The sequence below is a fragment of the Steroidobacter agaridevorans genome (assembly GCF_009932555.1).
Classification (GTDB): Bacteria; Pseudomonadota; Gammaproteobacteria; order Steroidobacterales; family Steroidobacteraceae; genus Steroidobacter; species Steroidobacter agaridevorans.
Genome location: NZ_BLJO01000005.1, coordinates 185,510 through 210,308, shown reverse-complemented (window position 1 = coordinate 210,308; position 24,799 = coordinate 185,510). Strand labels below are relative to the sequence as shown.

General features: G+C 62.8%; 28 protein-coding genes. 13 read left to right on the top strand and 15 right to left on the bottom strand.

Going from position 1 to position 24,799, the window contains the following annotated elements; genetic code table 11:
* Positions 1-203: 203 nt before the first annotated feature.
* The gene (locus GYH35_RS19040; protein ID WP_161812945.1) at positions 204-476 is read left to right on the top strand and encodes a hypothetical protein; all 273 of its coding nucleotides are present in this window, start codon (positions 204-206) and stop codon (positions 474-476) included.
* Between the two features lie 23 nt (positions 477-499).
* On the opposite strand, the gene GYH35_RS19035 is transcribed toward GYH35_RS19040, so the two are convergent.
* Entirely contained in the window at positions 500-1,468 is a 969-nt protein-coding gene (locus tag GYH35_RS19035; protein WP_161829236.1) for a nucleotide-binding protein, read from the bottom strand.
* 182 nt (positions 1,469-1,650) lie between these two features.
* Between GYH35_RS19035 and GYH35_RS19030 the strand changes: the two genes are divergently transcribed.
* The 3 genes from GYH35_RS19030 to GYH35_RS19020 all read left to right on the top strand — a co-directional run bounded on the left by GYH35_RS19030 (position 1,651) and on the right by GYH35_RS19020 (position 4,581).
* Entirely contained in the window at positions 1,651-1,881 is a 231-nt protein-coding gene (locus GYH35_RS19030; protein ID WP_161812947.1) for a hypothetical protein, read from the top strand.
* 193 nt (positions 1,882-2,074) lie between these two features.
* Positions 2,075-4,030, top strand: coding sequence for a molecular chaperone HtpG (htpG, locus tag GYH35_RS19025; protein WP_161829235.1), 1,956 nt, complete (start codon positions 2,075-2,077; stop codon positions 4,028-4,030).
* 44 nt (positions 4,031-4,074) lie between these two features.
* Positions 4,075-4,581 (top strand): FKBP-type peptidyl-prolyl cis-trans isomerase, encoded by a 507-nt coding sequence (locus GYH35_RS19020; protein WP_161829234.1) that lies wholly within the window; start codon positions 4,075-4,077, stop codon positions 4,579-4,581.
* A 3-nt stretch (positions 4,582-4,584) separates the two neighbouring features.
* Here GYH35_RS19020 and GYH35_RS19015 read toward each other — a convergent pair whose 3' ends face one another.
* Entirely contained in the window at positions 4,585-5,232 is a 648-nt protein-coding gene (locus tag GYH35_RS19015) for a YbhB/YbcL family Raf kinase inhibitor-like protein (protein WP_161829233.1), read from the bottom strand.
* 128 nt (positions 5,233-5,360) lie between these two features.
* Here GYH35_RS19015 and GYH35_RS19010 point away from each other — a divergent pair, with 128 nt between their 5' ends.
* Both GYH35_RS19010 and GYH35_RS19005 read left to right on the top strand, forming a co-directional pair.
* The gene (locus GYH35_RS19010; RefSeq protein ID WP_161812951.1) at positions 5,361-6,020 is read left to right on the top strand and encodes an alpha/beta hydrolase; all 660 of its coding nucleotides are present in this window, start codon (positions 5,361-5,363) and stop codon (positions 6,018-6,020) included.
* Between the two features lie 25 nt (positions 6,021-6,045).
* Positions 6,046-6,498: a tellurite resistance TerB family protein gene (locus GYH35_RS19005; RefSeq protein WP_161812952.1), complete on the top strand. Its 453-nt coding sequence runs from the start codon at positions 6,046-6,048 to the stop codon at positions 6,496-6,498.
* Between the two features lie 66 nt (positions 6,499-6,564).
* Here the strand turns inward: GYH35_RS19005 and GYH35_RS19000 are convergent, their stop codons facing one another.
* From GYH35_RS19000 to GYH35_RS18980, 5 genes are all read right to left on the bottom strand, one after another.
* Complete coding sequence (locus GYH35_RS19000) at positions 6,565-6,876, bottom strand: HU family DNA-binding protein (protein ID WP_129642164.1); 312 nt, start codon at positions 6,874-6,876, stop codon at positions 6,565-6,567.
* 279 nt (positions 6,877-7,155) lie between these two features.
* On the bottom strand, positions 7,156-7,704 hold the full coding sequence (locus GYH35_RS18995; protein WP_161829232.1) for a DUF4426 domain-containing protein: 549 nt from the start codon (positions 7,702-7,704) through the stop codon (positions 7,156-7,158).
* A 30-nt stretch (positions 7,705-7,734) separates the two neighbouring features.
* Positions 7,735-8,268, bottom strand: coding sequence for a YggT family protein (locus GYH35_RS18990; RefSeq protein ID WP_161812954.1), 534 nt, complete (start codon positions 8,266-8,268; stop codon positions 7,735-7,737).
* 6 nt (positions 8,269-8,274) lie between these two features.
* Positions 8,275-9,096, bottom strand: a complete 822-nt coding sequence (gene proC, locus GYH35_RS18985) for a pyrroline-5-carboxylate reductase (protein WP_161812955.1) — start codon at positions 9,094-9,096, stop codon at positions 8,275-8,277.
* 71 nt (positions 9,097-9,167) lie between these two features.
* Entirely contained in the window at positions 9,168-9,905 is a 738-nt protein-coding gene (locus GYH35_RS18980) for a YggS family pyridoxal phosphate-dependent enzyme (protein WP_161812956.1), read from the bottom strand.
* A gap of 99 nt (positions 9,906-10,004) precedes the next feature.
* Between GYH35_RS18980 and GYH35_RS18975 the strand changes: the two genes are divergently transcribed.
* Genes GYH35_RS18975 through GYH35_RS18965 form a run of 3 tightly spaced genes read left to right on the top strand, consistent with a single transcriptional unit; the run spans position 10,005 to position 13,383 of the window.
* Positions 10,005-11,045 carry a type IV pilus twitching motility protein PilT gene (locus GYH35_RS18975; RefSeq protein WP_129642169.1) on the top strand — a complete coding sequence of 347 codons (1,041 nt, stop codon included), beginning with the start codon at positions 10,005-10,007 and terminating at the stop codon, positions 11,043-11,045.
* 32 nt (positions 11,046-11,077) lie between these two features.
* Complete coding sequence (locus GYH35_RS18970) at positions 11,078-12,241, top strand: PilT/PilU family type 4a pilus ATPase (protein WP_129642170.1); 1,164 nt, start codon at positions 11,078-11,080, stop codon at positions 12,239-12,241.
* Between the two features lie 14 nt (positions 12,242-12,255).
* Positions 12,256-13,383, top strand: coding sequence for a PilT/PilU family type 4a pilus ATPase (locus GYH35_RS18965; protein WP_161812958.1), 1,128 nt, complete (start codon positions 12,256-12,258; stop codon positions 13,381-13,383).
* A gap of 43 nt (positions 13,384-13,426) precedes the next feature.
* Here GYH35_RS18965 and GYH35_RS18960 read toward each other — a convergent pair whose 3' ends face one another.
* The 8 genes from GYH35_RS18960 to gshB all read right to left on the bottom strand — a co-directional run bounded on the left by GYH35_RS18960 (position 13,427) and on the right by gshB (position 20,873).
* Positions 13,427-13,759 (bottom strand): hypothetical protein, encoded by a 333-nt coding sequence (locus GYH35_RS18960; protein WP_161812959.1) that lies wholly within the window; start codon positions 13,757-13,759, stop codon positions 13,427-13,429.
* A 35-nt stretch (positions 13,760-13,794) separates the two neighbouring features.
* Positions 13,795-14,205 carry a hypothetical protein gene (locus tag GYH35_RS18955; protein WP_161829231.1) on the bottom strand — a complete coding sequence of 137 codons (411 nt, stop codon included), beginning with the start codon at positions 14,203-14,205 and terminating at the stop codon, positions 13,795-13,797.
* Between the two features lie 16 nt (positions 14,206-14,221).
* On the bottom strand, positions 14,222-15,208 hold the full coding sequence (locus GYH35_RS18950) for an aspartate carbamoyltransferase catalytic subunit (RefSeq protein WP_161829230.1): 987 nt from the start codon (positions 15,206-15,208) through the stop codon (positions 14,222-14,224).
* Between the two features lie 107 nt (positions 15,209-15,315).
* Positions 15,316-17,766 carry a DUF4394 domain-containing protein gene (locus GYH35_RS18945; RefSeq protein WP_161829229.1) on the bottom strand — a complete coding sequence of 817 codons (2,451 nt, stop codon included), beginning with the start codon at positions 17,764-17,766 and terminating at the stop codon, positions 15,316-15,318.
* Positions 17,767-17,928: 162 nt separating this feature from the next.
* Positions 17,929-18,360, bottom strand: a complete 432-nt coding sequence (gene ruvX / locus GYH35_RS18940) for a Holliday junction resolvase RuvX (protein ID WP_161829409.1) — start codon at positions 18,358-18,360, stop codon at positions 17,929-17,931.
* Positions 18,361-18,371: 11 nt separating this feature from the next.
* Entirely contained in the window at positions 18,372-18,935 is a 564-nt protein-coding gene (locus tag GYH35_RS18935) for a YqgE/AlgH family protein (protein ID WP_129642176.1), read from the bottom strand.
* 46 nt (positions 18,936-18,981) lie between these two features.
* Positions 18,982-19,884 (bottom strand): TonB family protein, encoded by a 903-nt coding sequence (locus tag GYH35_RS18930; RefSeq protein ID WP_161812963.1) that lies wholly within the window; start codon positions 19,882-19,884, stop codon positions 18,982-18,984.
* Positions 19,881-20,873, bottom strand: coding sequence for a glutathione synthase (gene gshB, locus GYH35_RS18925; RefSeq protein WP_161829228.1), 993 nt, complete (start codon positions 20,871-20,873; stop codon positions 19,881-19,883). The genes GYH35_RS18930 and gshB overlap by 4 nt, the downstream gene beginning before the upstream one ends.
* Positions 20,874-21,058: 185 nt before the next feature.
* On the opposite strand from gshB, the gene GYH35_RS18920 reads away from it, so the two are divergent.
* The 4 genes from GYH35_RS18920 (at position 21,059) to GYH35_RS18905 (ending at position 24,784) form a co-directional block, all read left to right on the top strand.
* Complete coding sequence (locus tag GYH35_RS18920) at positions 21,059-21,472, top strand: response regulator (RefSeq protein ID WP_129642179.1); 414 nt, start codon at positions 21,059-21,061, stop codon at positions 21,470-21,472.
* A 57-nt stretch (positions 21,473-21,529) separates the two neighbouring features.
* A complete protein-coding gene (locus tag GYH35_RS18915; RefSeq protein WP_116810845.1) occupies positions 21,530-21,901 on the top strand; it encodes a response regulator transcription factor in 372 nt (123 codons plus the stop codon).
* Positions 21,902-21,921: 20 nt separating this feature from the next.
* On the top strand, positions 21,922-22,488 hold the full coding sequence (locus tag GYH35_RS18910) for a chemotaxis protein CheW (protein WP_161812965.1): 567 nt from the start codon (positions 21,922-21,924) through the stop codon (positions 22,486-22,488).
* A gap of 187 nt (positions 22,489-22,675) precedes the next feature.
* Positions 22,676-24,784 (top strand): methyl-accepting chemotaxis protein, encoded by a 2,109-nt coding sequence (locus tag GYH35_RS18905; protein ID WP_161829227.1) that lies wholly within the window; start codon positions 22,676-22,678, stop codon positions 24,782-24,784.
* The last annotated feature ends 15 nt before the right edge of the window (positions 24,785-24,799 follow it).

The window sequence follows — 24,799 nt, the reverse complement described above, 5'->3', positions numbered from 1 at the left end:
GCATCGATGTGTGTTGCGCGCGACGCGGTGCAATCGCTCCAATAATGCATAACGGCCGGTTAAATGCAGCGCGCTTTGTGACGTGTGAGGCGCCGCCCTTGCGATGGCTGTCGCACTCTGGAGACGTCGCTTCATCGCTGTGATGTAGTTCCTCTTGTGTGTGGTGTGTGCTCCGTAACTTCGCTCACAACAGGAGATCACACATGACCACCACCGAAACCAAGATCGATGAGATGACCGCCACGGGCCGGCATCGCGCCTGGGCGGGCGAGAGCGCGGGTGCGATCGTTCGCGCCGGCACGGGCACTCCGCCGCGTGAGCCGCAGCGAGCCAACTGGCTCGACCGTGCGCCGACGGCCGCGAGCAACTCGCGTCATGCCGCGATCACGCGCTCGCTGCACACCTGGTCCAACTACAAGAGCTGGACTGACAAGGTGAAGAGCAGTTGGGACAAGGATACGAAGAGCGGCAAGTAACTCCGCTTTCGAGCGGAGCTGCTTCAGCCGAAGACGCGGCGAAGCAGTGACGGCAGCAACGACTCGGAGCGCTCGATCTTGTTCGTGCCGCTGGAGCCCCGAGGAGTCAGCGCGCTGGCTGGACTCGCGAGCGCGTTCACGACCGCGTCCGGACTCACCTGCGGCGGCTTCGCGGATTCAGCAGCGGGATTGAATCGAGCGGGTGGAGCGGCGAGTGCTTGAGCCAGCACCGGCTTCGCAGGCGGTGTCGGTGTCACGAGAGATTCGAGCGAAGTGGTCGCGGTTTTTGGCGCCGTAGTCGGCGCCGACGTAATCGCCGGTGTGCCGGGCTCGATGGGTAGCGGCTTGCGTTGCGCGAGCCAGCCCACCAGCGGCAGCCATTGCTCCAGGTCTTCGCGCACTCCATTCGGCTTCATCTCGAATACGCCCAAGCCGGTCTCGGCCGAACGGATATAAGCCTGCGAGTCGCGCAGCGTCGCGATCACCGGAATCTGCAGGTTCTCCAGAAACTTCATCAGCGACTTGTAGATCAGCGTCTGCTTTTTCACCCGATTGGCGATCACCGCGATGCGCTGCTCGTCACGACGCAGCTTGGCAATCAGCAGCAGATTGGATATGCATTTAGCCGCGGCGTGAATGTCGATGTCCGACGGCAGCACCGGCACCAGCACGGCAGTGGCATTGCGGGTGATGTCGGGGAGTTTCTGAGGCTCGACGGCCGCAGGCGTATCCACCACCAGACGCTGTGTATCCAGCGGCAGACGGGTGGCGAAACTGCGGGTCAATCCGGTATTACGCTCGTAAGCGGCAATGCCGCTGATCAGCGGTTGCTCCGGGGTGCGCTTGCTGAGCCAGTGCGTGCTCGAGCCCTGGGCGTCCATGTCCATGAGCGTCGGGCGCAGCTGCTCGACCGCGAAATAGCTGGCCAGGTTGGTCGCTATCGTGGTCTTGCCGGAGCCACCTTTGGGATTCAATACGACGATCTTTTGCATGCTCGCCGACTGTCAAATAGAGTCACTTTCTGTCGTGAATCAGCCTACGCAGCGTTTGGCAACGCCGCAAGCTCAGAGTTGTGACGATCATCACCGGCCGTGGTTGCCGTTGCTGTGAGTCGGCTCACACCGACCCCAACTGGCCGCCGCTAGAGTCGTCGCCATCAACTTTGAGGACCCCTATGGAATTCCTGCTGCTGTGGTGGGACAACCTTGACGACGCCCTGTGTGCCACCCGGCACCTGGCGCCGAAAATTCTCGGTTTCCTGCTGGCTTTCGCTCTGTTCGCGCTCACCGGATTCGCGCTGATGCTGGCGCCCCAGGCGACGCTGGCCGCCATCGGCCTGATGCTGTCGGCCTCGCTCTATGACTATTGGCGTCGGCGCCGCGCAGAACTGGCTAATAACGACTGACACCCGCTACGTAACTCCCCGAAAAATATATCGGGGAGAATGCCCGGACCCCGGCTCTTGAATCCGTAGCCCGGGTCCCCATAAGCCCCCGCGTCCCTCTATCATGGTCGGTCTCCCGGACCGGCCTTTCACCGTTCAGCCACGCCATTCCGACAGGCGGCTGGGCGCGACGCGAACTTATGGAGAGCACTCAATGAACGACACGGGCACGCACGAGACCCAGACCCAGACGCTGGGCTTTCAGGCCGAGGTGAAGCAGCTGCTGAAGCTGATGATCCATTCGCTGTACAGCCACAAGGAAATCTTTCTCCGCGAGCTGATCTCCAACGCCTCCGACGCGCTCGACAAGCTGCGCTTCGAGGCGCTCGCCAAGCCCGAGCTGCTGGAAGGCGGCGGTGAGCTGACCATCACCATCGACGCCGACGACAAAGCGCACACCATCACCATCGTCGACAACGGCATCGGCATGAGCCGCCAGGAAGCCATCGAGCACCTCGGCACCATCGCCAAGTCCGGCACCTCCGACTTCCTCGCCAAGCTCACCGGCGATCAGAAGAAGGACGCGCAGCTGATCGGCCAGTTCGGCGTCGGCTTCTATTCATCGTTCATCGTCGCCGAGAAAGTGGAAGTGTTCTCGCGCCGTGCCGGGCTCGAGGCGGGCGCTGGCGTGCATTGGACGTCGGCCGCCGACGGTGAATTCACCGTGTCGGACATCGAGTTGCCGGAGCGCGGCACGCGCATCGTGCTGCACTTGAAGGAAGGCGATCACGAGTTCGCCGATCAATATCGCATTCGTTCCCTGGTGCGGAAGTATTCCGACCACATCGCGTTCCCCGTGCGCATGCCCAAGCCCGCGCCCTACAAGGGCGAGGATGAAGAGAAGAAGGACGATTCGGTCGTTGCCGAGGTCAAGCCGGAAGACGCGAAGCCGGAATTCGAAACCGTCAACGCGGCGCAAGCGCTTTGGGCGCGGCCGCGCACCGAGTTGAAGGACGAGGAATACAAAGAGTTCTATCGTCACGTCACGCACGACTTCACCGATCCGCTCGCGTGGTCGCACGGCAAGGTCGAAGGCAAGAAGGAATACACGAGCCTGCTGTACATCCCGTCGCGCGCGCCTTACGACCTGTGGCATCGCGAAGGCGCTCGCGGTCTGAAGCTGTACGTGCGTCGCGTGTTCATCATGGATGACGCCGAGCAGTTCCTGCCGCTGTATCTGCGCTTCGTCAAAGGCGTGGTCGATTCGGCCGATCTGCCGCTCAACATTTCTCGCGAAATGCTCCAGCACGATCCGGCGATCGAGACCATGAAGACCGGTCTCGCACGGCGCGTGCTCGACATGCTGGCCAAGATGGCGAAGGACGAGCCGGAGAAGTACGCGACGTTCTGGAAGGAATTCGGCACGGTGATGAAGGAAGGTCCGGCCGAGGATCACGCCAACCGCGAACGCATCGCCAAGCTGCTGCGTTTCTCCAGCACGCTGGCCGACAAGCCGGAAGCGGACGTGTCGCTCGAGGACTACGTCGGTCGCATGAAGGAAGGTCAGAAGGAGATCTATTACGTCATCGCCGACAACTTCGGCGCCGCGAAGTCGAGCCCGCATCTGGAAGTGCTGCGGAAGAAGGGCATCGAAGTGTTGCTGTTGTCGGATCGCGTCGATGAATGGCTGGTCGATCACCTGCGCGAGTTCGATGGCAAGCAGCTGAAGAACGTGGCGCGCGGCGAGCTGGATTTCGCGGCCATTCAGTCGGACGAGGAAAAGAAAGCGCAGGAAGAGCTTTCGAAGGGCCACACCGATCTGGTCGAGCGCATGAAGAAGGCGCTCACCGATCAGGTCAGCGATGTGCGCGTGACCGTTCGCCTGGCCGATTCGCCCGCGTGTCTGGTGCTCGGTCAGTACGACATGGGTGCGCAGATGCGCCGGATCATGGAAGCGGCGGGACAGAAGGCGCCGGTCAGCAAGCCGACGCTGGAAGTGAACCCGAATCATCCGTTGCTGCAACGGATCGAGAAGACCGCCGAGGATGCGGAGTTCAACGATCTGTCGATGCTGTTGTTCGAGCAGGCGACGCTGGCGGATGGCGGTCAGCTGCCCGAGCCCGCCGCGTTCGTGCAGCGCTTGAACCGGCTACTGATGAAGACCGCCTGATTCGCGGGCACTATTGGCGCTTCGATAAAAACTGGATCGTCAGAATGAAGCACACGCGTTCATCGTCGTTGGTTCTGGCTGGCGTCGCCGCGGCTCTGCTCGTGGCGGCGTGCGGTAACGATGCCCCGAGTACGGCCCGCCGGCCGGTGGAGAATCCTCCGCCGACCGCGGCGCCAGTCACCGAGCTGCGGAAGATCGATATCGTCAAGGGAGCCGGTGAGGGGATTTCTTCCGGACAGCAGGCGGTCGTGCATTACACCGGCTGGCTGTACGACCCCAGCGCGCCCGAGCGCAAGGGCAAGCAGTTCGACAGCTCGCGCGACAGCGGCCGGCCGTTTCGTTTCGTGATCGGCCAGGGCAAAGTGATCAAAGGTTGGGAGGAGGGCGTGCAGGGCATGCAGCCCGGCGGTCAGCGTCAGCTGATCATTCCTTCCGATCTCGGTTACGGTGCAACGGGCGCGGGTGGCGGACAGATTCCGCCGAACGCGACCTTGTTGTTCGACGTCGAGTTGCTGGCAATCGAAGACCCACCGCCACCGCCGGCGCCGTAACCGTTATTTATCCAACGGCTTCGGCTTGTTGAATTTCGGATTGTTCGAGTAAGTGCCGGTCAGCGTCGCCTGCGCAAGGATGTGCGGGCGAATCGCCTGCAACACCTGCGGCCCCGTGAAATCGCCATCCACCGGCGCCTTCGCGCAATCGAGCGCGTACACCGTGAAGTTGTAGTGATGCACGATCTCGTCGTTCCACGGCGGGCACGGGCCGTCATAACCTTTGTACGTGCCTTTCATGTCGGCATCGCCCGCGAACCACGCCGTGTAATCGTTCACGCCCTGGCGTGAACCGGCGGGCCCGCCGAGCTCTTTCTTGCCGCCGGCAACGATGCCCTTGGAGCTTTCGCCGGCCTTGATTTCGGCGGTCTGCGCCGGGATATCGACCATCACCCAGTGATAAAAATCGGTGCGCGGCAGGCTCGCCGGCACGCTGCGGCCTTCCTGGTTCACATCGTCCGGTTTCGTCGGCACATCCGGATCGACGCAGATCAAGGCGAAACTGCGTGTCTGCGCGGGCGCATCGGCCCACTGCAACTGCGGATTGTGATTGTCGGTAAGGCGGATGTGCAGCACAGGATCCGGCGCGCCGAACGCGAATTTCTCCGGGATGGGCTGATCGTGCTGGAAGCTGGAGGAAGTAAGCTTCATGACAGTCTCGCAAGGTCGGATCAGAAAGAATTGAACGACGGCAGTCGATGTTCCGTCAGCCGGTGCGAAAACTTCGCCCGGTCGAGCTTCGGCGCCGGCGCCCCGGCCATGAATGGTACCCTGGAAGAATGACTGCAACCGCCCCGACCGCCTCACAGACGCTGACCATCCCCGGCCCGGCCGGAACGCTGGAAGCATTGCTCGATGTACCCGCCACGATTGCCGCGCCCGAGTCGGTTGCGGTGATCTGTCATCCGCATCCGCAGTACGGCGGCACCATGACCAACAAAGTGGTGTATTCGATTGCCCGAGCGTTCAATGAAGCCGGTGCGCCATCGGTGCGGTTCAACTATCGCGGCGTGGGCAAGAGCACGGGCAACTACGACGAAGGCAAGGGTGAAACCGACGACGCGATCGCCGTGCTCGATTGGGCCGCGCAGCGCTGGCCTGGTGCACGCTTGTGGCTCGGTGGATTTTCATTCGGTGGCGCGGTCGCGATTCGTGCCGCCGCGGCACGCGACGTGGCGAGATTGGTGACGGTAGCGCCGGCGATTCGCAGAGTCAGCGTCGACGATGGCTCGTTACCGCAATGTCCCTGGCTGATCGTGCAAGGCGATCGGGATGAACTGGTCGACCCGAACGATATCCAACAATGGGCGCAAGCATTGCCGGAGTCGCCCCGCCTGGCGGTGCTGAACGGCGTGGAACACTTCTTCCACGGCCGCTTGAACGAATTGCGCCAGGTCGTGGTGCAATGGTTGATCGAGCTGGCGCATCTGGGCCGCTGAGCCGCGCCGGACTTACGGAGTACGCATGTTACTGGGTCAATTGAAAAAGATTTTTGGCGAAGATCCCGTGCCGCGCGGCGTGCTGGAAGATCGCGAGCCGTTCGAGCTGGCGACGGCGGCGCTGCTGCTGGAGCTGGCGCGCGCTGATTTTTCCGAGAGCGATGCCGAGGTGCAGGCCATCCGTCATCTGTTGCAGAAACGGTTCGAGCTGACCGACGAAGCGCTCGATGTGCTCATGATCAATGCCACGAAGCGCGCCGACAAAGCGGTCTCGCTGCATGAATTCACGCATCGGTTGAATCGGGAATTGCCTGAGGCGGACAAGCTGCAGATCGTCGAAATGCTCTGGCGGGTCAGTCATGCCGACGGCCGGATCGACAAGCACGAGGAGCAGTTGGTCCAGCGGATCGCAGGGTTACTGCATATTTCCGATCGCGACCGGGTGCGCCTGAAGCTGAAAGTGGTCGTGGATCGTTGAGGCGTCGGGGCGGGAGCGGCGCCGGACGGAGCCGGCGCCGCGAAAAGCATCGGAAGCAGTGAACTCTTAGTTCACCATTTCCTTCAGGCTCTTCAGTGCAGCGATGCGCACTTTCTTGCTGGCGGGCTTCGCCTTGAAGGTCATCTTCTCGCCCGTGAACGGGTTGACGCCTTCGCGAGCCTTGGTGGCAGGCTTCTTCACAACCTTCATCTTCAGCAGGCCCGGCAGGGTGAACAGTCCCGAACCCTTCAGGCTCTTCTTCACTACGCCGCTCAACGACTCAAACACATCGGACACTTGCTTCTTGGCAAGACCCGTGTCTTTGGAAATCTGCGCAAGGATCTCCGACTTGGTCGGCGCAGCATTCTTTTTTGCCATTTGTAGTCTCCTGAGTAAGTGACAAATCGCGCCGTCTTGAAATGGATCGGTCGCGGGCAATCGCAAGACGCGCGGAAAATAGCACAAGATTTGCCGGGAAATAAGCAGCGGACCGGTTTTTTCGCCTATTTTTTCAGGCTCGCGCGCACTCCCTCACAGCGACGAACCGTTCGTTGAGGCCAAAGTCGTCGGACGAATGCGACTTTCGGACTACTTCCCTGATCGAAAGCGGCCAAGGCCCTTTCGATGCGCCCGGCAAAAGGCGCGACTTTTGCCGAGCTAATCCGAGACGAATTCACGCTTCAACTTCACGTTGAACGGCGACGATTCGCCCTGCGGTGTGACGTTGATGTCGAACACCAGGATTTCGGTGCCGGCGATCGTGACCTCGCCGATGGAGTAGATCGCTTCTCCTTCGGAAACACGGCGCATCTCGATGTCCTTCAACTGACCGTTCAAGTTGTAGGCGTCCACCGCCACGGTGGCTTCCACCGGCTTGCGCGGCGCATGCTCGGCTTCCTTGCGCAACACCGTTACGTTGAGCATGACTCGGTTGGCGCTGCGCTGAATGCCATAGGCGCGCGCCACCTCGGGAGTCAGCTCGTCGGTGCGAAGCGCGTTGAAATGCACCTCGTAATTTCCGAAGTCCTTGAAGGTTTCGTCCAGCGCCTGCGCCGGCATGGCGCGTTGCTCGGGCTGCTCCGTGCAACCGACCAGCAAGGTGGCCGCGAGCAAGGCGAGCAGCGGGCCGAGCGGCGAATTCCGGAACGTGCGAACGGCGGTGTGCTTGCGTGTGTTATTGAGCACCGATGTTCTCCAAAAGGGCATGGAGAACTGTTTATAGCACCGATCGCTTTGTCAGGTGATCGCGATGTTTAGCGCCTGTAGACCGATGATGACGAACAACGCCGAAAGATCGAACCCGCCGAGCGGCGGAATCAGCCGGCGCACCGGACGCAGCAGCGGCTCGCACAGCGTATCGATCAGCGCCGCGCCGGGACTGTTGGTGCCGGGAGCGATCCAGCTCAGGATGACGTAAAGGAACAGCGCGAAGATGTAGAAGTTGATGATGGTCCTGATCAGCGTCAGGAGCACGACCGTGATGAACTGGCTGGGGGTGAAAATCCCCGGGTAACCGCCCAGCAACCACATCAATGCGACCGCCGCCGCCTGCACGATGATCAACGCGACGATGGACGCAGTGTCGACCTTGCCGATCGGCGGCAGCACTTTACGCAGCGGCAGGACCAGAGGATTGGTCATCCGGATCACTGCTTGTGACAGCTGATTGCGGGTCTCGGCGCGGGCCAGCGGCAGTAACACGCGCAATAAGAAAACCGTGACCAGCAGCACCTGGAGCAAGGTGCCGATGATGAATCTGATGGATTCCATGTGTCGTTAGGTGCTGCCCAGTTCTTTGGCCAATTGCGCCGAGCGTTGCGCGGCGGCGGCTACGGCCTGCGAAAAGATAGCACGGACATTGTTCGCTTCCAGATGCTTGAGCGCCGCTTCGGTGGTTCCACCCTTGGACGTGACCTGCTGGCGCAAAGTTGCGGGCGAGTCGCTTGACTCGTGCGCCATGAATCCGGAGCCGTACGCCGTCTCGACCGCGAGCTTGCGCGCCACGTCCGGCGACAGGCCGAGCGACTGGCCGGCCGCTTCCAGCATCTCGATCAGCAGGAAGAAATAGGCCGGGCCGCTGCCGGAAATCGCGGTCACCGTATCCATGTCGGTTTCGCGTTCGACCCACAGCGTCGCGCCGACCGCACCGAGGATCTGCTCCGCGAGTGCGCGGTTCGCTTCGGTCACCAATTCATTCGCGTACAGCGCGGTGACGCCGCAGCCTTGCATGGCTGGGCGATTCGGCATGCAGCGCACGACCGGCAGGCCGCCGGCCCAGCGCTGGATGTCGGTCGCGAGAATGCCGGCCGCTATCGAAATCAGCAGCGGACGGGTGCGCAGAATCTGCTCCTGCAACGAGCTGACCACATTACGCAATTCCTGCGGCTTGACGGCGAGCAGCACCACGTTCGCATCGCGCACGGCGTCGGCATTGTTGCTGACGGTCTGTACGTTGTACTGAGCTTGCAGAGCTTGCAGCGTCGGTGCGTAGGGATCGGCGACCACGAGCTGCGACGGATCGGCGCCCTTGGCGATCAAGCCCCCGATCAGGCTGCGCCCCATATTGCCGCCGCCGATGAATGCGATGCGTTGTTTCATGAGTCGGATACTTATTTGTCTAGATGAATCCGTGGAAGTCTATGCGGACTGTTGTCGCTTAACCGTTGCGTCTACTTGGGAGTTCGCACGCCAAAGATCGCGGTGCCAATTCTGACCCAGGTCGCCCCCGCCGCGACGGCGGCTTCCAGATCGGCCGACATGCCCATCGATAAAGTATCGACGGCGAGGCCCGCGTCCAGCAGCTGACGCTGACAAGCGACGAGTTGTTCGAACAGCGCACGCTGTTCATCGAACGTATCGCGCGGCGGCGGAATGCACATCAGCCCGCGCAGCTTGAGCTTGGGCAGCGCCGCCACGCTCTGTGCCAGGGACAATACTTCTTCCGGCGGCACGCCGCCTTTGCCGGGCTCGGGCGCCAGGCTGACTTGCACACATATATTGAGCGGCGGGGCGTAGTGCGGCCGCTGCTCATTCAGACGCAGGGCGATGCGCTGCCGGTCCAGGGTGTGGACCCAATGGAAATGCTCCGCGACCGGCCGGGTCTTGTTGCCCTGGAGCTGGCCGGTGTAGTGCCAGGTGAGCTCCAGATCCTGCAATTCCTGCAGCTTGGGCAGCGCCTCCTGCAGGTAATTCTCGCCAAAGTCGCGCTGGCCCAGGGCCGCCACGGCGCGGATCGCGCTGGCCGGGTGGCCCTTACTGATTGCGACCAATCCGACGGAATCGCACAGTCTGCCCCACTGCGACGCCGCTGTGGCAATGCGTTGCCGGGTCTGCGACCAGCTATTCGCCAGGTTTCGAGATGCGCTGTCTGTCACTGTGTCAGCCGAAATCTGCGGACCGGTTAACATATTGAGCCCGATACCGCTCCGTTATACTGCCGCACGCTCATCTTTTGCGTCCGCACCCTGACCTATCCCGGCGGGCGAAGCGGATTGGAAGGAAGATTCATGCCTGTCGATATCGCGCAGCTGTTGGCTTTCGCCGTCAAAAACAACGCCTCGGATCTGCATCTGTCGGCCGGTGTGCCGCCGATGATCCGTGTCGACGGCGACATGAAGCGCGTCAACATGCCGGCGCTCTCTCATAAGGAAGTACACAGCATGGTGTACGACATTATGAATGACAAGCAGCGCAAGGCTTATGAAGAGTTCTACGAGACGGACTTTTCCTTCGAGATTCCCAAGCTGGCGCGCTTCCGCGTCAACGCATTCAATCAAAGCCGTGGCGCGGCCGCGGTGTTCCGGACCATTCCCTCGCTGATCATGTCGCTCGACGACTTGAATGCGCCGAAGATCTTCAAGGATCTCGCCATGCAGCCGCGCGGCCTGGTGCTGGTGACGGGGCCGACGGGGTCGGGCAAGTCGACGACGCTGGCCGCGATGGTCAACTACGTCAACGACAATAAGCCCGATCACATCATCACGATCGAAGATCCCATCGAGTTCGTGCACGAGAGCAAACGCTCGCTGGTCAACCAGCGCGAAGTGCATCGTGACACGCTCGGCTTCTCCGAAGCCTTGCGCTCGGCGTTGCGTGAAGATCCCGACGTAGTGCTGGTCGGCGAAATGCGCGACCTGGAAACGATCCGCCTGGCGTTGACCGCGGCGGAAACCGGCCACTTGGTGTTCGGCACGTTGCACACCAGCTCGGCGGCCAAGACCATCGACCGTATCGTCGACGTGTTCCCCGCGGCTGAAAAAGAAATGGTGCGAACCATGTTGTCCGAGTCGCTGCGCGCCGCGATCTCACAGTCGTTGCTCAAGCGCATCGGCGGCGGCCGAGTGGCCGCGCACGAGATCATGATCGGCACGCCGGCGATCCGTAACCTGATCCGCGAAGGCAAGATCGCGCAGATGTACTCGGCGATTCAAACCGGCCAGAAAGACGGCATGCAGACGCTCGACCAGTGCCTGGCCGAACTGCTGCAGAAGGGCGTAGTGACGAAGGAAGAAGCGCGCTTCCGCGCTCAAAACAAGGACGCGTTCTAAAGCGCCCGTGCGCTGACAGTTGAGGTTGCGAAATGGAACGCGAACAAGCTATCAAGCTGATGCAGGACCTGCTCAAGCGTGTCGTCGACCGCAAGGGCTCGGACCTGTTCATCACCGCGGGCTTCCCGCCCGCCATCAAAGTCGACGGCGAGATCCGTCCGCAGTCCGAGCGGGTGCTGACGCCGGAGCAGGCCGCGGTGCTGGTCCGTTCCATCATGAACGACAAGCAGACGCGCGACTTCGACGCCTCCAAGGAATGTAACTTCGCGATCGCGCCGGCCGGCATCGGCCGCTTCCGTGTCAGCGCGTTCGTGCAGCAGGGCCAGATCGGCTGCGTGGTGCGAACCATCAATGCCAAGATCCCGACGCTGGAAGAAATGCAGCTGCCGCTCATCCTGCGCGATGTCGTGATGAGCAAGCGCGGCCTGGTGATCCTGGTCGGCGGCACCGGCTCGGGTAAGTCCACGTCGCTGGCCGCGATGTTGAACTACCGCAACGAAAAGACCCGCGGCCACATCATCACCATCGAAGATCCGGTGGAGTACGTGCACAACCACAAGGGGTGCGTCATTACTCACCGCGAAGTCGGCGTCGACTGCGAGAACTGGCACGTGGCGCTCAAGAACACGCTGCGCCAGGCGCCGGACGTGATCCTGATCGGCGAAATCCGTGACCGCGACACGATGGAATACGGCATTCAGTTCGCCGAAACCGGCCACCTGGTGCTCGCTACGCTGCACGCCAACAGCGCCAACCAGGCGCTGGACCGCATCATCAACTTTTTCCCGGAAGAGCGCCGGGAACAGTTGCTGATGGATCTGTCTTTGAATATTCGAGCGCTGATTTCGCAGCGCCTGATTCCGCGCGAGACCGGCACGGGCCGCATCGCCGCGATGGAGATCATGCTGAACTCGCCGCTGATCGCGGACCTGATCTTCAAGGGCGAAGTCGCGCAGATCAAGGACGTGATGGGCAAGTCGAACCGGCTGGGTATGAAGACCTTCGACCAGTCGCTGTACGACCTGTACGAAAGCGGCATGATCTCCTACGAAGACGCGCTGCGTAACGCGGACTCGAAGAACGAAGTGCGCCTGCGCATCAAGCTCGAGAGCAAGCGCGAAGCGAAGCTGCCCGACGAGGGCGGCGACAGCCTGCGGATCATGGATGAAGAGTCCGAAGGCGTCATTGGTAGATAGTTGGATTCCAGAACATGGCTGCTGACGGCGAAACGATCAATAGCGAAGCTAGTGCCGAGAACACCGGTGAGGACCGCACAGTCGTTCTCAACACCAAGCCGTTGTTCAAGCTGATGGTGGACAAGCGCGCCTCCGACTTGTTCTTCACCTCCTACGCGCCCATCAAGATCAAGATCGAAGGCCAGATCTTTCCGGTCAACAAGCAGATGCTGACGCCGGAAGTGGTGCGCCAGGCCGCGTATGGCTTGATGACCCAGGAACAGATCGACGCGTTCAACGACGAGCTCGAAATCGACTTCGCGATTTCCGAGCCCGGCCTCGGCCGCTTCCGCGTGAACGTGTTCCATCAACGCGGCAATCCCGCGATGGTGCTTCGTTACATCACTGCCGACATGCCGCGCATCGACGATCTCGGCCTGCCGGAGATCCTGAAAGATCTGATGATGATGAAGCGCGGCCTGCTGCTCATGGTCGGCGCGACCGGCTCGGGCAAGTCGACCACGCTCGCGTCGATGATCAACTATCGCAACGAGAGCTCTTCGGACCACATCATCACGATCGAGGATCCGATCGAGTTCTTGCACTCGAACAAGAAGTCGATCATCAACCAGCGCGAAGTCGGCCTGGACACCAAGTCCTACGCACGCGCTCTTCGCAGCGCCATGCGCGCCGCGCCTGACGTGCTGCTGATCGGTGAGATTCGCGATCGCGAGACGATGGAGTCGGCGATCATGCTTGCGGGTACCGGCCACCTGGTGCTCGCGACCTTGCACGCGAACAATGCGGCGGAAACGCTCGACCGCATCATCAACATGTTCCCGCTGGATCAGCACACGCAGATCTTCCTCGACCTCTCGCAGTACCTTCGCGCGATCATCGCGCAGCGTCTGGTGCCGGGTAAGAACAAGCGCCGCGTCGCCGCGGTGGAGTTGCTGATCAACACGCCGCACGTCCAGGAGCTGATCAAGAAAGGCGACGTGCTCGGTGCGAAGGAAGCTCTGCGCACCAGCTCGGAGAAGGGCATGCAGCACTTCGATACGGCGCTGTACGAGTTGTACAAGCAAGGCCGCATCACGATGGAAGATGCGCTGGCCTACGCGGACTCGCGCACCAACCTGGAAGCGAAGATCAACTTCGGCTGAGCGAGCGCGCTCAGCCTTGGCCCGTTACTGTTCCGCGCGCCAGTTACCAGACGTTGGGCACCGCGATAGCTCGTATCTTGGGATAGCTTGCCTCAACGGTCTGCATGCAGCCGTCGTAGAACAGCGAGACGGTCAGCCCCTGCGCATGCGCCGAGATGATCTGCGCCCAGATTGCTTTGAAGTTTTTCTGCTCCGTGTCCAGCGCCAGGTATTGGGCACTGGAGCAAGACTGAGGGTTGGCGTGACTCGATGTCTTGATGTAGGCCACGCCGTTGTCCCAAACGTAGTATCCGGTAACGTTCACCGGCTGGCCCCATCCCGCAAACGACGCCAGTGGTAATAGCAACGCGCCCGCCGCGAATATTGCTCTTTTCATTCGATCCCTCGATGTGAGTTGTTGAAGTGGCGGGGCTAAGATAGCACTTGTATCGAGCTTCCCGGAACGCCCAAGCGCTCGGCCAACGGCGCTATCCCGCTGGCAGCTGCGGCGAAGATGACCTGCGTTTGCGAACGTAGTTCGTTTGGCAGCGAGCCCAGCCAGGCTGCCGCGAGCTCGACGACAGGGCCGTCGTAACAACCCGGCAGACCGGCTTCACTCGCGAGCCGGCTCGCAATCCCAAACTCTTCCAACGACGGCACGGCGGCGATCACGCCGGCGGGCATGCCGGGCACCAGGATGGTCGAGGGGCGGGGCTTGAACGAAAACGAGCTCGCGCTACCGATCAGCACCAGCAGCGGCGAGCGATCGTCGGCTTGCTGCATTTCGTTGGCGGTCCGAACGACCGCCGCGTATTCCGAGTCGGTGCCGATCAGGAGTCGCACGACTCACCTGCATGAATCACTGGAAATGCCGGCGCGCCTGCACGTTGCGGGCGATGGTCGCGAGCACGGCCATGCGGACGGCGACGCCGTTGGTGACCTGGCGCTGGATCACCGACTGCGGGCCGTCGGCCACGGCGCTGGCGATCTCGACGTCGCGGTTCATCGGGCCCGGGTGCATGACGATGGCGTCTTTGTTGGCTTTCGCCAGACGATCGGCGGTGATGCCGAAGGTGTGATGATAGGTCGCTTCGTCGGGGATCGACGCGCCGCTCATGCGCTCGCGCTGGATGCGCAGGGTCATGACCACATCGACGCCGCTGATCGCCTTGTCGATATCGGTGAAGCGCGTGGCGCCTTTGAATTCGTCCTTGCCGGGCATCAAATCTTCCGGCGCGGCGATGCGCAGTTCAGCGACGCCGAGCGTCGTGAACGCATGCCAGGCCGAGCGCGCCACCCGCGAGTGGCTGAGGTCGCCGGCGATCAAAATCTTGAGCTTGGTGAAGTCGCCCTTGGTCTGCCGCACCGTGAGCGCATCGAGCAAGCCCTGCGTCGGATGTGACAAATGCGCCTCGCCTGCATTCAAGATACAAACATGCGGCGCGACGTACTTCGCAACGTAGGCCGGCAAGCCAGGCTCGGCGTCTCGCATCACGAGAATGTCGGCCTGCATGGCCTGCAAGGTGTAGATCGTGTCGAGCACCGTCTCGCCTTTCACGCGAGAGGACGACTGCATGTCCAGGTTGACCACGTCCGCGCCGAGCCGCTGTGCCGCCAGTTCGAACGACACGCGCGTACGAGTGCTGGGTTCGAAGAACAGATTGGCGACGGTGTGCCCGGCGAGCGTTTGATCGCGGGCGGCGAGCTCGCCCGGCGTACGTGCGTAAAACTGGGCCAGATCGAGCAGGGCGACGATCTCGTCGCGGCTCAGGCCGTCCAGGGTGATCAGATGTCGCAGCCGCCCTTCGGCGTCGCGCTGCACTTTGGCGCTGTGGTCGGTACTCATAGTCGGGGCGGGATTGTAGTCGAAGGCGGCTCGGCGCGCCGCGTTCTGGAGGCGCGCTCGCCAGCAATCGTTGCCGGCGCCCCGAGGCCCGGCCGGCGAGTAGAGATTTACTGGAGCCGGATCGTCAGCCCCATCAGCCGCATCGTATCGGCCGCACCGATCGGGCCGATGGCGGTCAGCGCACCGGTGCGGAGGTCCACTCGGTACAGCGTCGACTGGCTGCTGCCCGTGGGCTGGAGCGCCGCCACGGCAAGGCCATTGTCGCCGCCCACGATGTCGAAGCCGCCGCTGAAGGTGAAGGTCTGGCGGTCGGTGGTCAGCGGGCCGACGGTCGTGAGCAGGCCGTTGTTCGCCGGCTTCTGGGTCACCAGTGCATTGCTGCCCAGATCGATGTTGTAAAGGGTGGTGTCGCCCGGGTTGGCGTAGTTGTTGGTGTATGCGATCGCGACCACATCGGGCGCCGGCCGGCCATTCTCGTCGGGGATGCGCCGCAAGGACGTGGCGGTGCCGGTCGCGCCGGAATCCACGATGACGGCGAGGTTGTGCTCGGCGTCGCTGAGCACTCGGAGCGCGTCTGCGGTCGGGCTGAAGTCGGTGCCGAATGTCGTGCCTATCAGTGCTCGAAAGGGATCGCCGATGTTGGGCATCAATGCCCTGCCGAGCGTCGCACGGGCGGCCACCGGATCGACGGTGTAGATGCGGCCTGCGTCGCTCAGCAGATACAACACCTGGTTCGAGGGACGGATGTCGAAGCCCAGCACCCGTTCGCCGCCTTGCAGGCCGGTGACGGCCAGGTTGCTGGCGATCGTTCCCGGCGTGTTGACGTTGAAGCTGAGCAAGCGCCCGTCGTTGGTGATGCCGAGCAGCGTCGCTTGCGGCACGTTCGAATGCGTCAGCGCGCGGATGCGCGCTGTCGAGCCGATGGGGCCGATCCGAGTAGCTGCGCCGGTCGTGAGATCGATGCTGTAGAGATCGGAAGTGGTTGCGGTACCGACATTCAGCGCCGCGAAAGCGTTGTTGTTGATGGCATTGATATCCAGGCCGGCGACTGTCTGCACGTCACCGGTGATGCCCAATGGGCCAACGGGCTGCAAATCGCCCGCGACAGGAGTGCTCGGCGCGCGTCCTTGAATCATCAGCCGATCGTTCGCCGTATCGATTACATACAACGTGCTCGTGCCCGTCCCGGCGAAGCTGTTGGTGTACGCCGCCGCAGTCACGCTCGACCCGGACGGGTTGAGCCGATCGTCGGTGAATGTTTCTCCGGTATCGAACAGCACGCGCAGGTTCATGCCGTTGCTGCTCAGGACGCGCAAGCCATCGGCCACCGGGCTTACGTCGACGGTGATGTTGCCGCCATCGAGGCCCGTGAACGGCGACGTCGAATCGCTCGACGATGCAGTAAGCGTTGCCTTGAGCGCCACGGTGCCGGTAGCTGCATTGACGGTGTAGAGCCGTCCGGCGCTGGTGAGCGCGTAGACGTTGCGGTCGGCGGGCCGCGTGTCGACGCCCACGACGGTCTCGTTACCTTGCAAGCCGTTGATGGTGGCGTTCGTGCAGAGTTTCCCGGGCAGACCGCTGTTGAAAGAGGCCAGGCCATTGCCTTCGGTCAGCGCCAACAGTTCGCCGACCGGTTGCGGCGGCGTCGTCGTGGGCACCGGGCGCGCCAGGCCGAGCACGGTTTCGCCGCTGTTCAGTCCGCCGATTCCGGCGACGAGCGTGGCCGCGCCGGTGTTCAGATCGATCATGTATAGCGAAGTCACATTGCCCACGGACAGCGCGGCGATGGCGGACTGCGTGCCGTCGGGGGCGGTAGAGATATCGAAGCCCCCGATTCCGGCGTTCACGGTCAGCGGGCCGACCGTGGTCAGCACGCCGCCGCTGGCGTTAGCGCTCGTGAGCAAACGATCGTCCGTGGTGTCGAGGTAATAAACCGTCGTGCGGCACGCGGACGAAAAGTTATTCGTATAAGCAACCTCGACCACACCGATGTTGCGCAGGCCCGCCACCGTGAGCGGCGGGTCGGTGAAGGTCGCGCCGGTGTCCATGTTCACGCGCAGGTTCTGACCGGAGTTGCTGACGATTCGCAACTGGTCGACGACGTTATTCACATCGATGCTGACCCGTGTGCCCGACAGCGCCGTGTAGGGATCGCTGGTGTCCGATGGGTCGGCGACCATCGAGCTTTTGAGCGTGGCCGTGCCGCTGTTCGGATCGACGGTGTAGACGCCGCCTTGATTGCCCACGGCGATCAGTTGTCCGGCGGGCGAGCCGCCGGGCCGCAGATCGAAGCCAACGATGTTTTCGTTGGCGCGCAGGCCGGCGATGGCAACCGCCGAACCGGTGCCGGGGGTGGCGCTGTTGAAACTCATCAGGCGGTTCGAGCTGGTGACCGCGAACGTATCGCCCGGCACGATGCCGCTCGGTGGATTAGGCGTTGGCGCGGGCGCTGAATCGTCGTTGCCGCCGCCGCTACTGCATCCCAGGAGCGGCAGCGTGAGCAACGCATATAAAGCAAACGGAACGCGGGCCGTAACGGCGCGAGCGTTGGGATTCATGGGGTCGCCTGTTGCTTCGGCTGCAGATGCAGGCTGCTTCGGCGCCAGGCGAGCGATGGATGCGCCGTAGCTGTGTCGAATTATTTCCAGCGAGCGTCGGCGCTGCGTTTGCCGGAGAAATTGAGAGGCGCGTCACGCTTGCTCGCCGCCTCGGATCGATATTCAGGTCGCCTGTTCCGCAGCGTGAGGATTCTCGAGCCATTGTTCGAGCAAGATGCGCGCAGCGATCATGTCGACGTCGGCGTGGGTGGTGCGACGCTTCTTCATTCCCGACGCTCGGGCATCGCGCAGCTGAGCCTCGGCCTCGCGCGAGCTCAATCTTTCATCGACCAGCGCCACCGGTTTGTTGTAACGAGACTTCAATTCGGCTGCAAAGGAACGGCTGACGTCGGTGAGCACCGTCGGTGTGCCATCCATGTTCCAGGGCAGTCCTACAACGAACTGCGACGGCTGATACTCCTGCACCAGCTTGGCAATCGCCGCCCAGGGCACGACTTCACCGCGTTCGAGCGTGGTGAGCGCGCGAGCGGTGCGAGTCAGCGTGTCGCCGCTGGCGACGCCGATGCGTTTCGTTCCGTAATCGAACGCGAGGATGACCTGCGGGCTCAGGCGTGGCCCACCTGGTCGCTGATGGTGGCGAGATCCACGCCCAGCAGACGGCCGGCGGCGCGCCAGCGCTGCTCATAGGGCGTGTCGAACAGAATGCGCTCATCGCAGGGCGCGGTGAGCCAGGCATTTTGTGCCAATTCGGTTTCCAGCTGACCGGCGCTCCAGCCGGCATAGCCCAAGGCGACCAGCGCGGTGTTCGGCCCGCTGCCGCGAGCCATGGCATTCAGGATGTCCGGCGAAGTCGTGACTTGCAGGCGCGGCGACACCTGGCGGGTATGTTCCCAATGCCCGCCGACCTGATGCACGACGAAGCCGCGGTCGGTTTGCACCGGGCCGCCTTGCAAGACTTGCTGGTGACCGAACACCCCGGGCGCCGTCGGCATTTTCAGCTGCTCGAACACGTCCAGCAGCCGCATCTGCAGCGGCCGGTTGATGATGATGCCGAGGGCGCCGTCCGCGTTGTGCTCCCAGATGAACGTGACCGTCTGGGCAAAATTACTGTCGGTCATCGCCGGCATGGCGATGAGGAACTGATTGGTGAGGAAGTCGCCTTCGGACATGAGCCCAAGTATCCGGCCGCTCCCGCCGGGGCTCAAGCACGGAAGCTCAATTTTTGGCGGCGCCAAGGAATTGCCACTCATAGGCGAACCGCAATTCCTGGTACTGCTTACGCAGCTCGCTCGGGAACGGGTCGAAGGGTGAGGCCAGGCGCAGGATGGACAGCGCCGCCTGGTCGATTTCCTTGCTGCCGCTGGAGCGGCGGATCAGGGCGTCGCCCAGGGTGCCGTCGGGCTTCAGCGAAACTTCCAGCACCGGGTTGCCGGTCTGGCCGTTGCGCGCGTACTGCGGAAAGTTCAGCGTGCCCAGACGTTCCACCTTGGTCCGCCAGCTATTCAAATAGGGCGCGAGTTTGGACTCGCGCGTGTTCGGCACGATCTCCGTCACGCCGTCCATGCGCTTGCCGCGAAGCACGAGCGACGTGTCGGTCGCGCTGGTGGCGATCGGGCGCGGCGCGGTCGGCGACAGAGCCAGCGGCACTTCGGCCTGCTGTGACGGATTGTTGTCGCCGCTGCGATATTCGACTTCGCTGCGATCACTGCGGCTGCTGACGATCTCGGTGGATTGCTGGCCGCTGACCGCTTCCTTGTAGCGATCGCTGTTGCCGTCGGGCACGCCATCCAGGTCGGCCATCACGGGCGAGGAGGTGGGATTCGCCGGCCGCACGCGCTCGTCGGTGGTGCCGCTGCCTTGCTGGCTGCGTTGAGCCAGGTATTCGGCGCCGGGATTATCGGCGGCGCGGGTGTCGTTACTGGTGAGCAACAGCACTTCCAGGGTCGGCGTCGGGCTGTTGTCGCCGCGAGGCGCGGCGAAAGTGATCCCCAGGATCACGATGCCGTGAAACAGCGCCGCCAGAAACAAAGTGGTGGTCAGCCGGTCGTTGACGGGCGCCTGACCCTCCTGCAGCTCGCTGGAGAGCGACGAATCGTCAGGCTGAGCCGAAGCATTCATTGCAGTCGTTTCTCTATCGCATCCATGAGCAGGCCGGCGATCCGGGTGCCGAACTGCTTGTCCAGTTCACGGACGCCGGTCGGGCTGGTCACGTTGATCTCCGTGACAAAGCCGCCGATCACGTCCAGTCCAACAAACAACATCCCGCGACGCCGCAGCTCGGGGCCGATCTGGCCGACCAGCCAGCGGTCGCGCTCGTTCAGCTCGCGGCCCACGCCCTTGGCGCCAGCGGCGAGATTGCCGCGATTGTCAGTGGCCGACGGTATCCGCGCCAGTGCATACGGCGCCGGCTCGCCATCGATGACCAGGATGCGCGAGTCGCCGCTCTCGACGATCTCCGGCAGATATTTCTGCACGATCGCGAAGCGCGTGCCGTACTCGGTCATGGTCTCGAAAATCACATTGGCATTCTTGTCGCTCTGCTCGAGCACGAAGATCGAGCGGCCGCCCATGCCATACAGCGGCTTGCAGACGATGCGCCCGTGCTCCTTCAGGAACGCGTGCATGTCGGCCATGTCGCGCGTGATGAGCGTCGGGGCACAGCACTGCGGAAACCAGGCTGTGTATACCTTCTCGTTCATGTCGCGCAGGCCCTGCGGCCGGTTCACCACCAGCACGCCGGCCTCCTCGGCCCGTTCGAGGATGTACGTCGTGTAGATGTACTCCATGTCGAACGGCGGGTCCTTACGCATCAGGATGACATCGAATTCGGACAATCCCTGTACCTGGGATTCGCCCAGCTCATACCAATCCTCGAGATCGTTCTTCACCGTGACCCGTGCGAGCCGGGCCAGGGGCGCGCCATCGCGCAGCCACAGGTCCCGCTGCTCGGCATACCACAGCTCCCAGCCCCGCTCCTGGGCGGCCAGCAGCATGGCCAGCGTCGTGTCCTTGGCCGGTTTGATCTCAGAGATGGGATCCATGACCACGACGACGCGGACAGGTTGCGACACAGTGCTTGGGCGGGTCTTGTCGGTCGTGGGGGACATGGGCATTTCACCTGGGAAGTCGAGCGTACACATCACACGGAATTCGCGGTGCGAGCGCTGTGTGACGGGCTTCATAGTATAGGAAGGCGGGCGATGGCGGCCCTATAACCAATATGTTAAAAGTTCCGGCGGTTGTGCCCCGGCAGTTTTTTCCGGATCAGTTGAGGGCTTGAGGAATTAGCGCGATGGAGAACCTAGCAGCGAGCCAGTCCGCCCGACTTTCGGGCCTCAAAGTGCTGGTCATCGACGACAGCAAGACCATTCGCCGGACGGCCGAGACGCTGCTGTCGAAGGAAGGCTGCGAGGTGTTCACGGCGGTCGACGGCTTCGATGCGCTGTCGAAGATCGCCGACCATCAGCCCGACATCGTGTTCGTCGACATCATGATGCCGCGGCTGGACGGTTATCAGACCTGCTCGCTGATCAAGCACAACAAGGTGTTCCGCTCCATTCCGGTGATCATGTTGTCGAGCAAGGACGGCTTGTTCGATCGTGCCCGCGGCCGGATCGTCGGCTCCGAGCACTATCTGACCAAGCCCTTCACCAAGGATGAGTTGTTGAACGCGATCGAAACGCACGTTGGCGCGGCGGCAAGGTAGCCGCATATGCGTGCAGCTTTGGCAACTCGGACGGAGCAAGGTACGGCGGAGCAAGGTATGGCACTGATCCTCATCGTCGACGATTCGCCGACGGAAGTGCACGTGATGCAGAAGGCGCTGGAACGCCACGGCTATCAGACGGCCTCCGCCGGCGATGGCGCCGAGGCGATCCGCAAGGCCAAGGAGATGAAGCCCGATCTGATTTTCATGGACGTGGTGATGCCCGGCGTGAACGGCTTCCAGGCGACGCGCAAGCTCGCCTCCGATCCCGACACCAAGGCGATTCCGGTGATCATGGTGACTTCCAAAGACCAGGAGACCGACCGCATCTGGGGCATGCGCCAGGGCGCCAAGGACTACCTGGTGAAGCCGGTGTCGATGGAAAAGCTGATCGAAAAAGCGCAGGCCGCCCTGACCCAGGCCGGCTGACTTCGGACTGCCCTAAGGAAATGAGCGCCTCCGCCACACTCAAGTCGCTGCGAGACAAGCCGTTCGACCTCCTGCGGGAGCTCGAGCGACTGGCGCGCGTTGCGCTGACCGGGCAGGGCCGCGATGCGGCCTCCGAGCGCGAGTGGGTCGGCGTGGCGTTCCGTTTGAGCTCGGAAAGTTTTCTGGCCGCGCGTGAAGAAACACGCGAGGTGTTGAGTTATCCGTCCGTCGTGACGCGCGTGCCGGGCGCGAAACCCTGGATCCGTGGCATCGCCAATGTGCGAGGCCAGTTGCTGCCGGTGGTCGATCTGCGCGCCTATCTGGGCGGCGGCATGACCAACACCAATCGCAGCACGCGCGTGCTGGTGGCGAATCATCGCGAAGTGCCCGCCGGCTTGCTGGTGGACGAAGTGCTGGGATTCCGCCGCTTCGCCGACGGCGAATTCTCCGCGACGCCGCCGCCGACCATCGTACGTTGCGATCGTTATCTCGCCGGCGCGTTCCGTCGTGGCACGGAGAGCTGGCCCGTGTTCAGCCTGCGCTCGCTGCTGGAGAGCGCCGAGTTTCTGCAAGCAGCGGCCTCCTAGCCGCGCCCGCATCGAGCCGATACCGAAAGTCCGAGCAGTTTGGCCAATTAGATAGACGAGACGAGTTGGAAGACGGTCGTGCAAAACAACTACAGCATCAGCACACGGCATGCGCCGGCGCCTGCGACAGCGGGTTTGCACGGCGTGGCGTCTTGCGACCCGATGATCGCCACGGAAGGGCAGGATCATGGCTGACAAAAAAATGACTGGCGTGCGCTTCCTGCCGGCCCTCATGGTGGTCGCGCTGGTGTGCGTAGTCGCGGCACTGAGTTTGATGATGTTTGCAGGCCCGGATACGGGCGGCGACGACAAGAGCGTGCGCGAGATGAACGAGCTGCTCGCACTGTCGCAGAAGCTGCCGTTGCAAGCCAACGCCGCGCTGAGCGGCACGCAGGGCGCGTTCAACGCGCTGTCTGAATCGCGCACCCGTTATTCGACGCTCGCCGCTTCCCTCGGCCCCGACGTGCAGAGCTTTGCCGGCACGACCGACCTGTTGAAACAAAGCCAGGCAATCCTGAACGCGCAGGAAGCCATCGAAGGCGTGCAGAAATCGTCCATCGAAGTGCGCGCCCTGGTGCCGCAGCTGTTACAGAGCCTCGGTAATGTCGCGAGCGCGCTCGGCTCGCCCGGCATCGAAGGCATGACCCGGCATCTGGAACGTTTCGAGCTGACCGGCCTGCGTTTGCAGCAGGACGTCGAAGCGCTCGCCGGCGGCGTCGGCGACGCGACGGTGATTGCGCGTCGTCTCGCGGACGGCAACGACTATATGGGCCAGGTCGTCGGCGGCCTCGGCGGCGAAGACTCGGGCCTGGGCCTGCCCAAGGTCACCGGGCCGGAAGCCGAAGGCCGCTTCAAGAGCACCAGCTCTTTGTATGCTCAGCTGAGCGACAAGGTTCGCACGGCCATCAGCTCCGCCGATCGAGTGAAGTCCGCACGCGAAGCTGCGGCAGCGCTTGCTGCCAGCGGCGACAAGATTTACGGCGCGTTTGCTACCCGGGTCGGCGTGCCGGGCGGCGCTGCGGCCGGCGTCGTCAACAGCAAAGCCTTGCCGATCGGTTTGCTCGCGCTCGGCTTGATCTCGCTGACCGTGCTTACCTTGCTGTATTCGATTGGCGGCAATATCCGCAAACAGCTGGAAGTACAGGCGAGCAGGAACAAACAGAACCAGGAAGCCATTCTGCGTCTGCTCGACGAGCTGTCGAGCCTGGCCGACGGCGATCTCACCGTGCAGGCCACGGTGACCGAAGACATCACCGGCGCGATCGCGGACTCCATCAACTACGCCATCGAAGCGCTGCGCGAGCTGGTCGCGACCATCAACGAGTCGGCGGTGTCGCTGGACTCCGCGGCCAAACAAACCCAGGGCTCGGTCAGTCAGCTGGCGAAGGCGTCGGTGGCTCAGTCCAAGCAAGTTGCGCTGGCGTCTGAGTCGGTGGCTGCGATGGCTTCCTCGACCGAGGAAGTGTCTGGCAACGCCGAACGTTCGGCCGACGTGGCGCGTCACTCGGTGGACGTGGCGCACAAGGGCGGCGATGCCGTGCGTCGTACCATCGACGGCATGAACACCATCCGCGAGACCATTCAGGAAACGTCGAAGCGCATCAAGCGCCTCGGCGAGAGCTCGCAGGAGATCGGCAACATCGTCGAGCTGATCAACGACATCGCCGAGCAGACCAACATTCTCGCCTTGAACGCCTCCATTCAGGCGTCCATGGCCGGTGAAGCGGGCCGCGGTTTCGCGGTCGTCGCGGACGAAGTGCAGCGCCTCGCCGAGCGCGCCGCGAACGCCACCAAGCAGATCGAAGTGCTGGTGCGCACGATTCAGGCCGACACCAACGAAGCGGTGGTGTCGATGGAGCGCAGCACCACGGACGTGGTGGGCGGAGCCTTGCTGGCCGAAAACGCCGGCGCGGCCCTGGAAGAGATCGAGCAGGTGTCGAATCAGATCGCCAGCCTGGTGCAGAACATTTCCGCCAGCGCCCGCCAGCAGTCCTCGGCGGCGCAAAACATCGCACGCAACATGGGCGTGCTCAGAGAGATCAGCTCGCAGACAGCGGAGAATTCCGCCGCTACGTCCAGCTCGGTCGGCAAGCTTGCCGAGCTGTCCTCGCAGTTGCGCAAGTCTGTCGCGGGCTTCCGTCTGCCGGACGCTGTGTCCGGTGGCTCTGCCTTGTTGACTGATCCGGCCCGTAAAGCGCCGCCCGTGGCGCCGCCGCCTTCGCTTACAGCGACCGGCAGCGGCACCGCCGCGAACCGCACCAACGCGCCGAAGAAAGTCAGCGGCCTCAACGCTTAAGAAATACGCGAGACC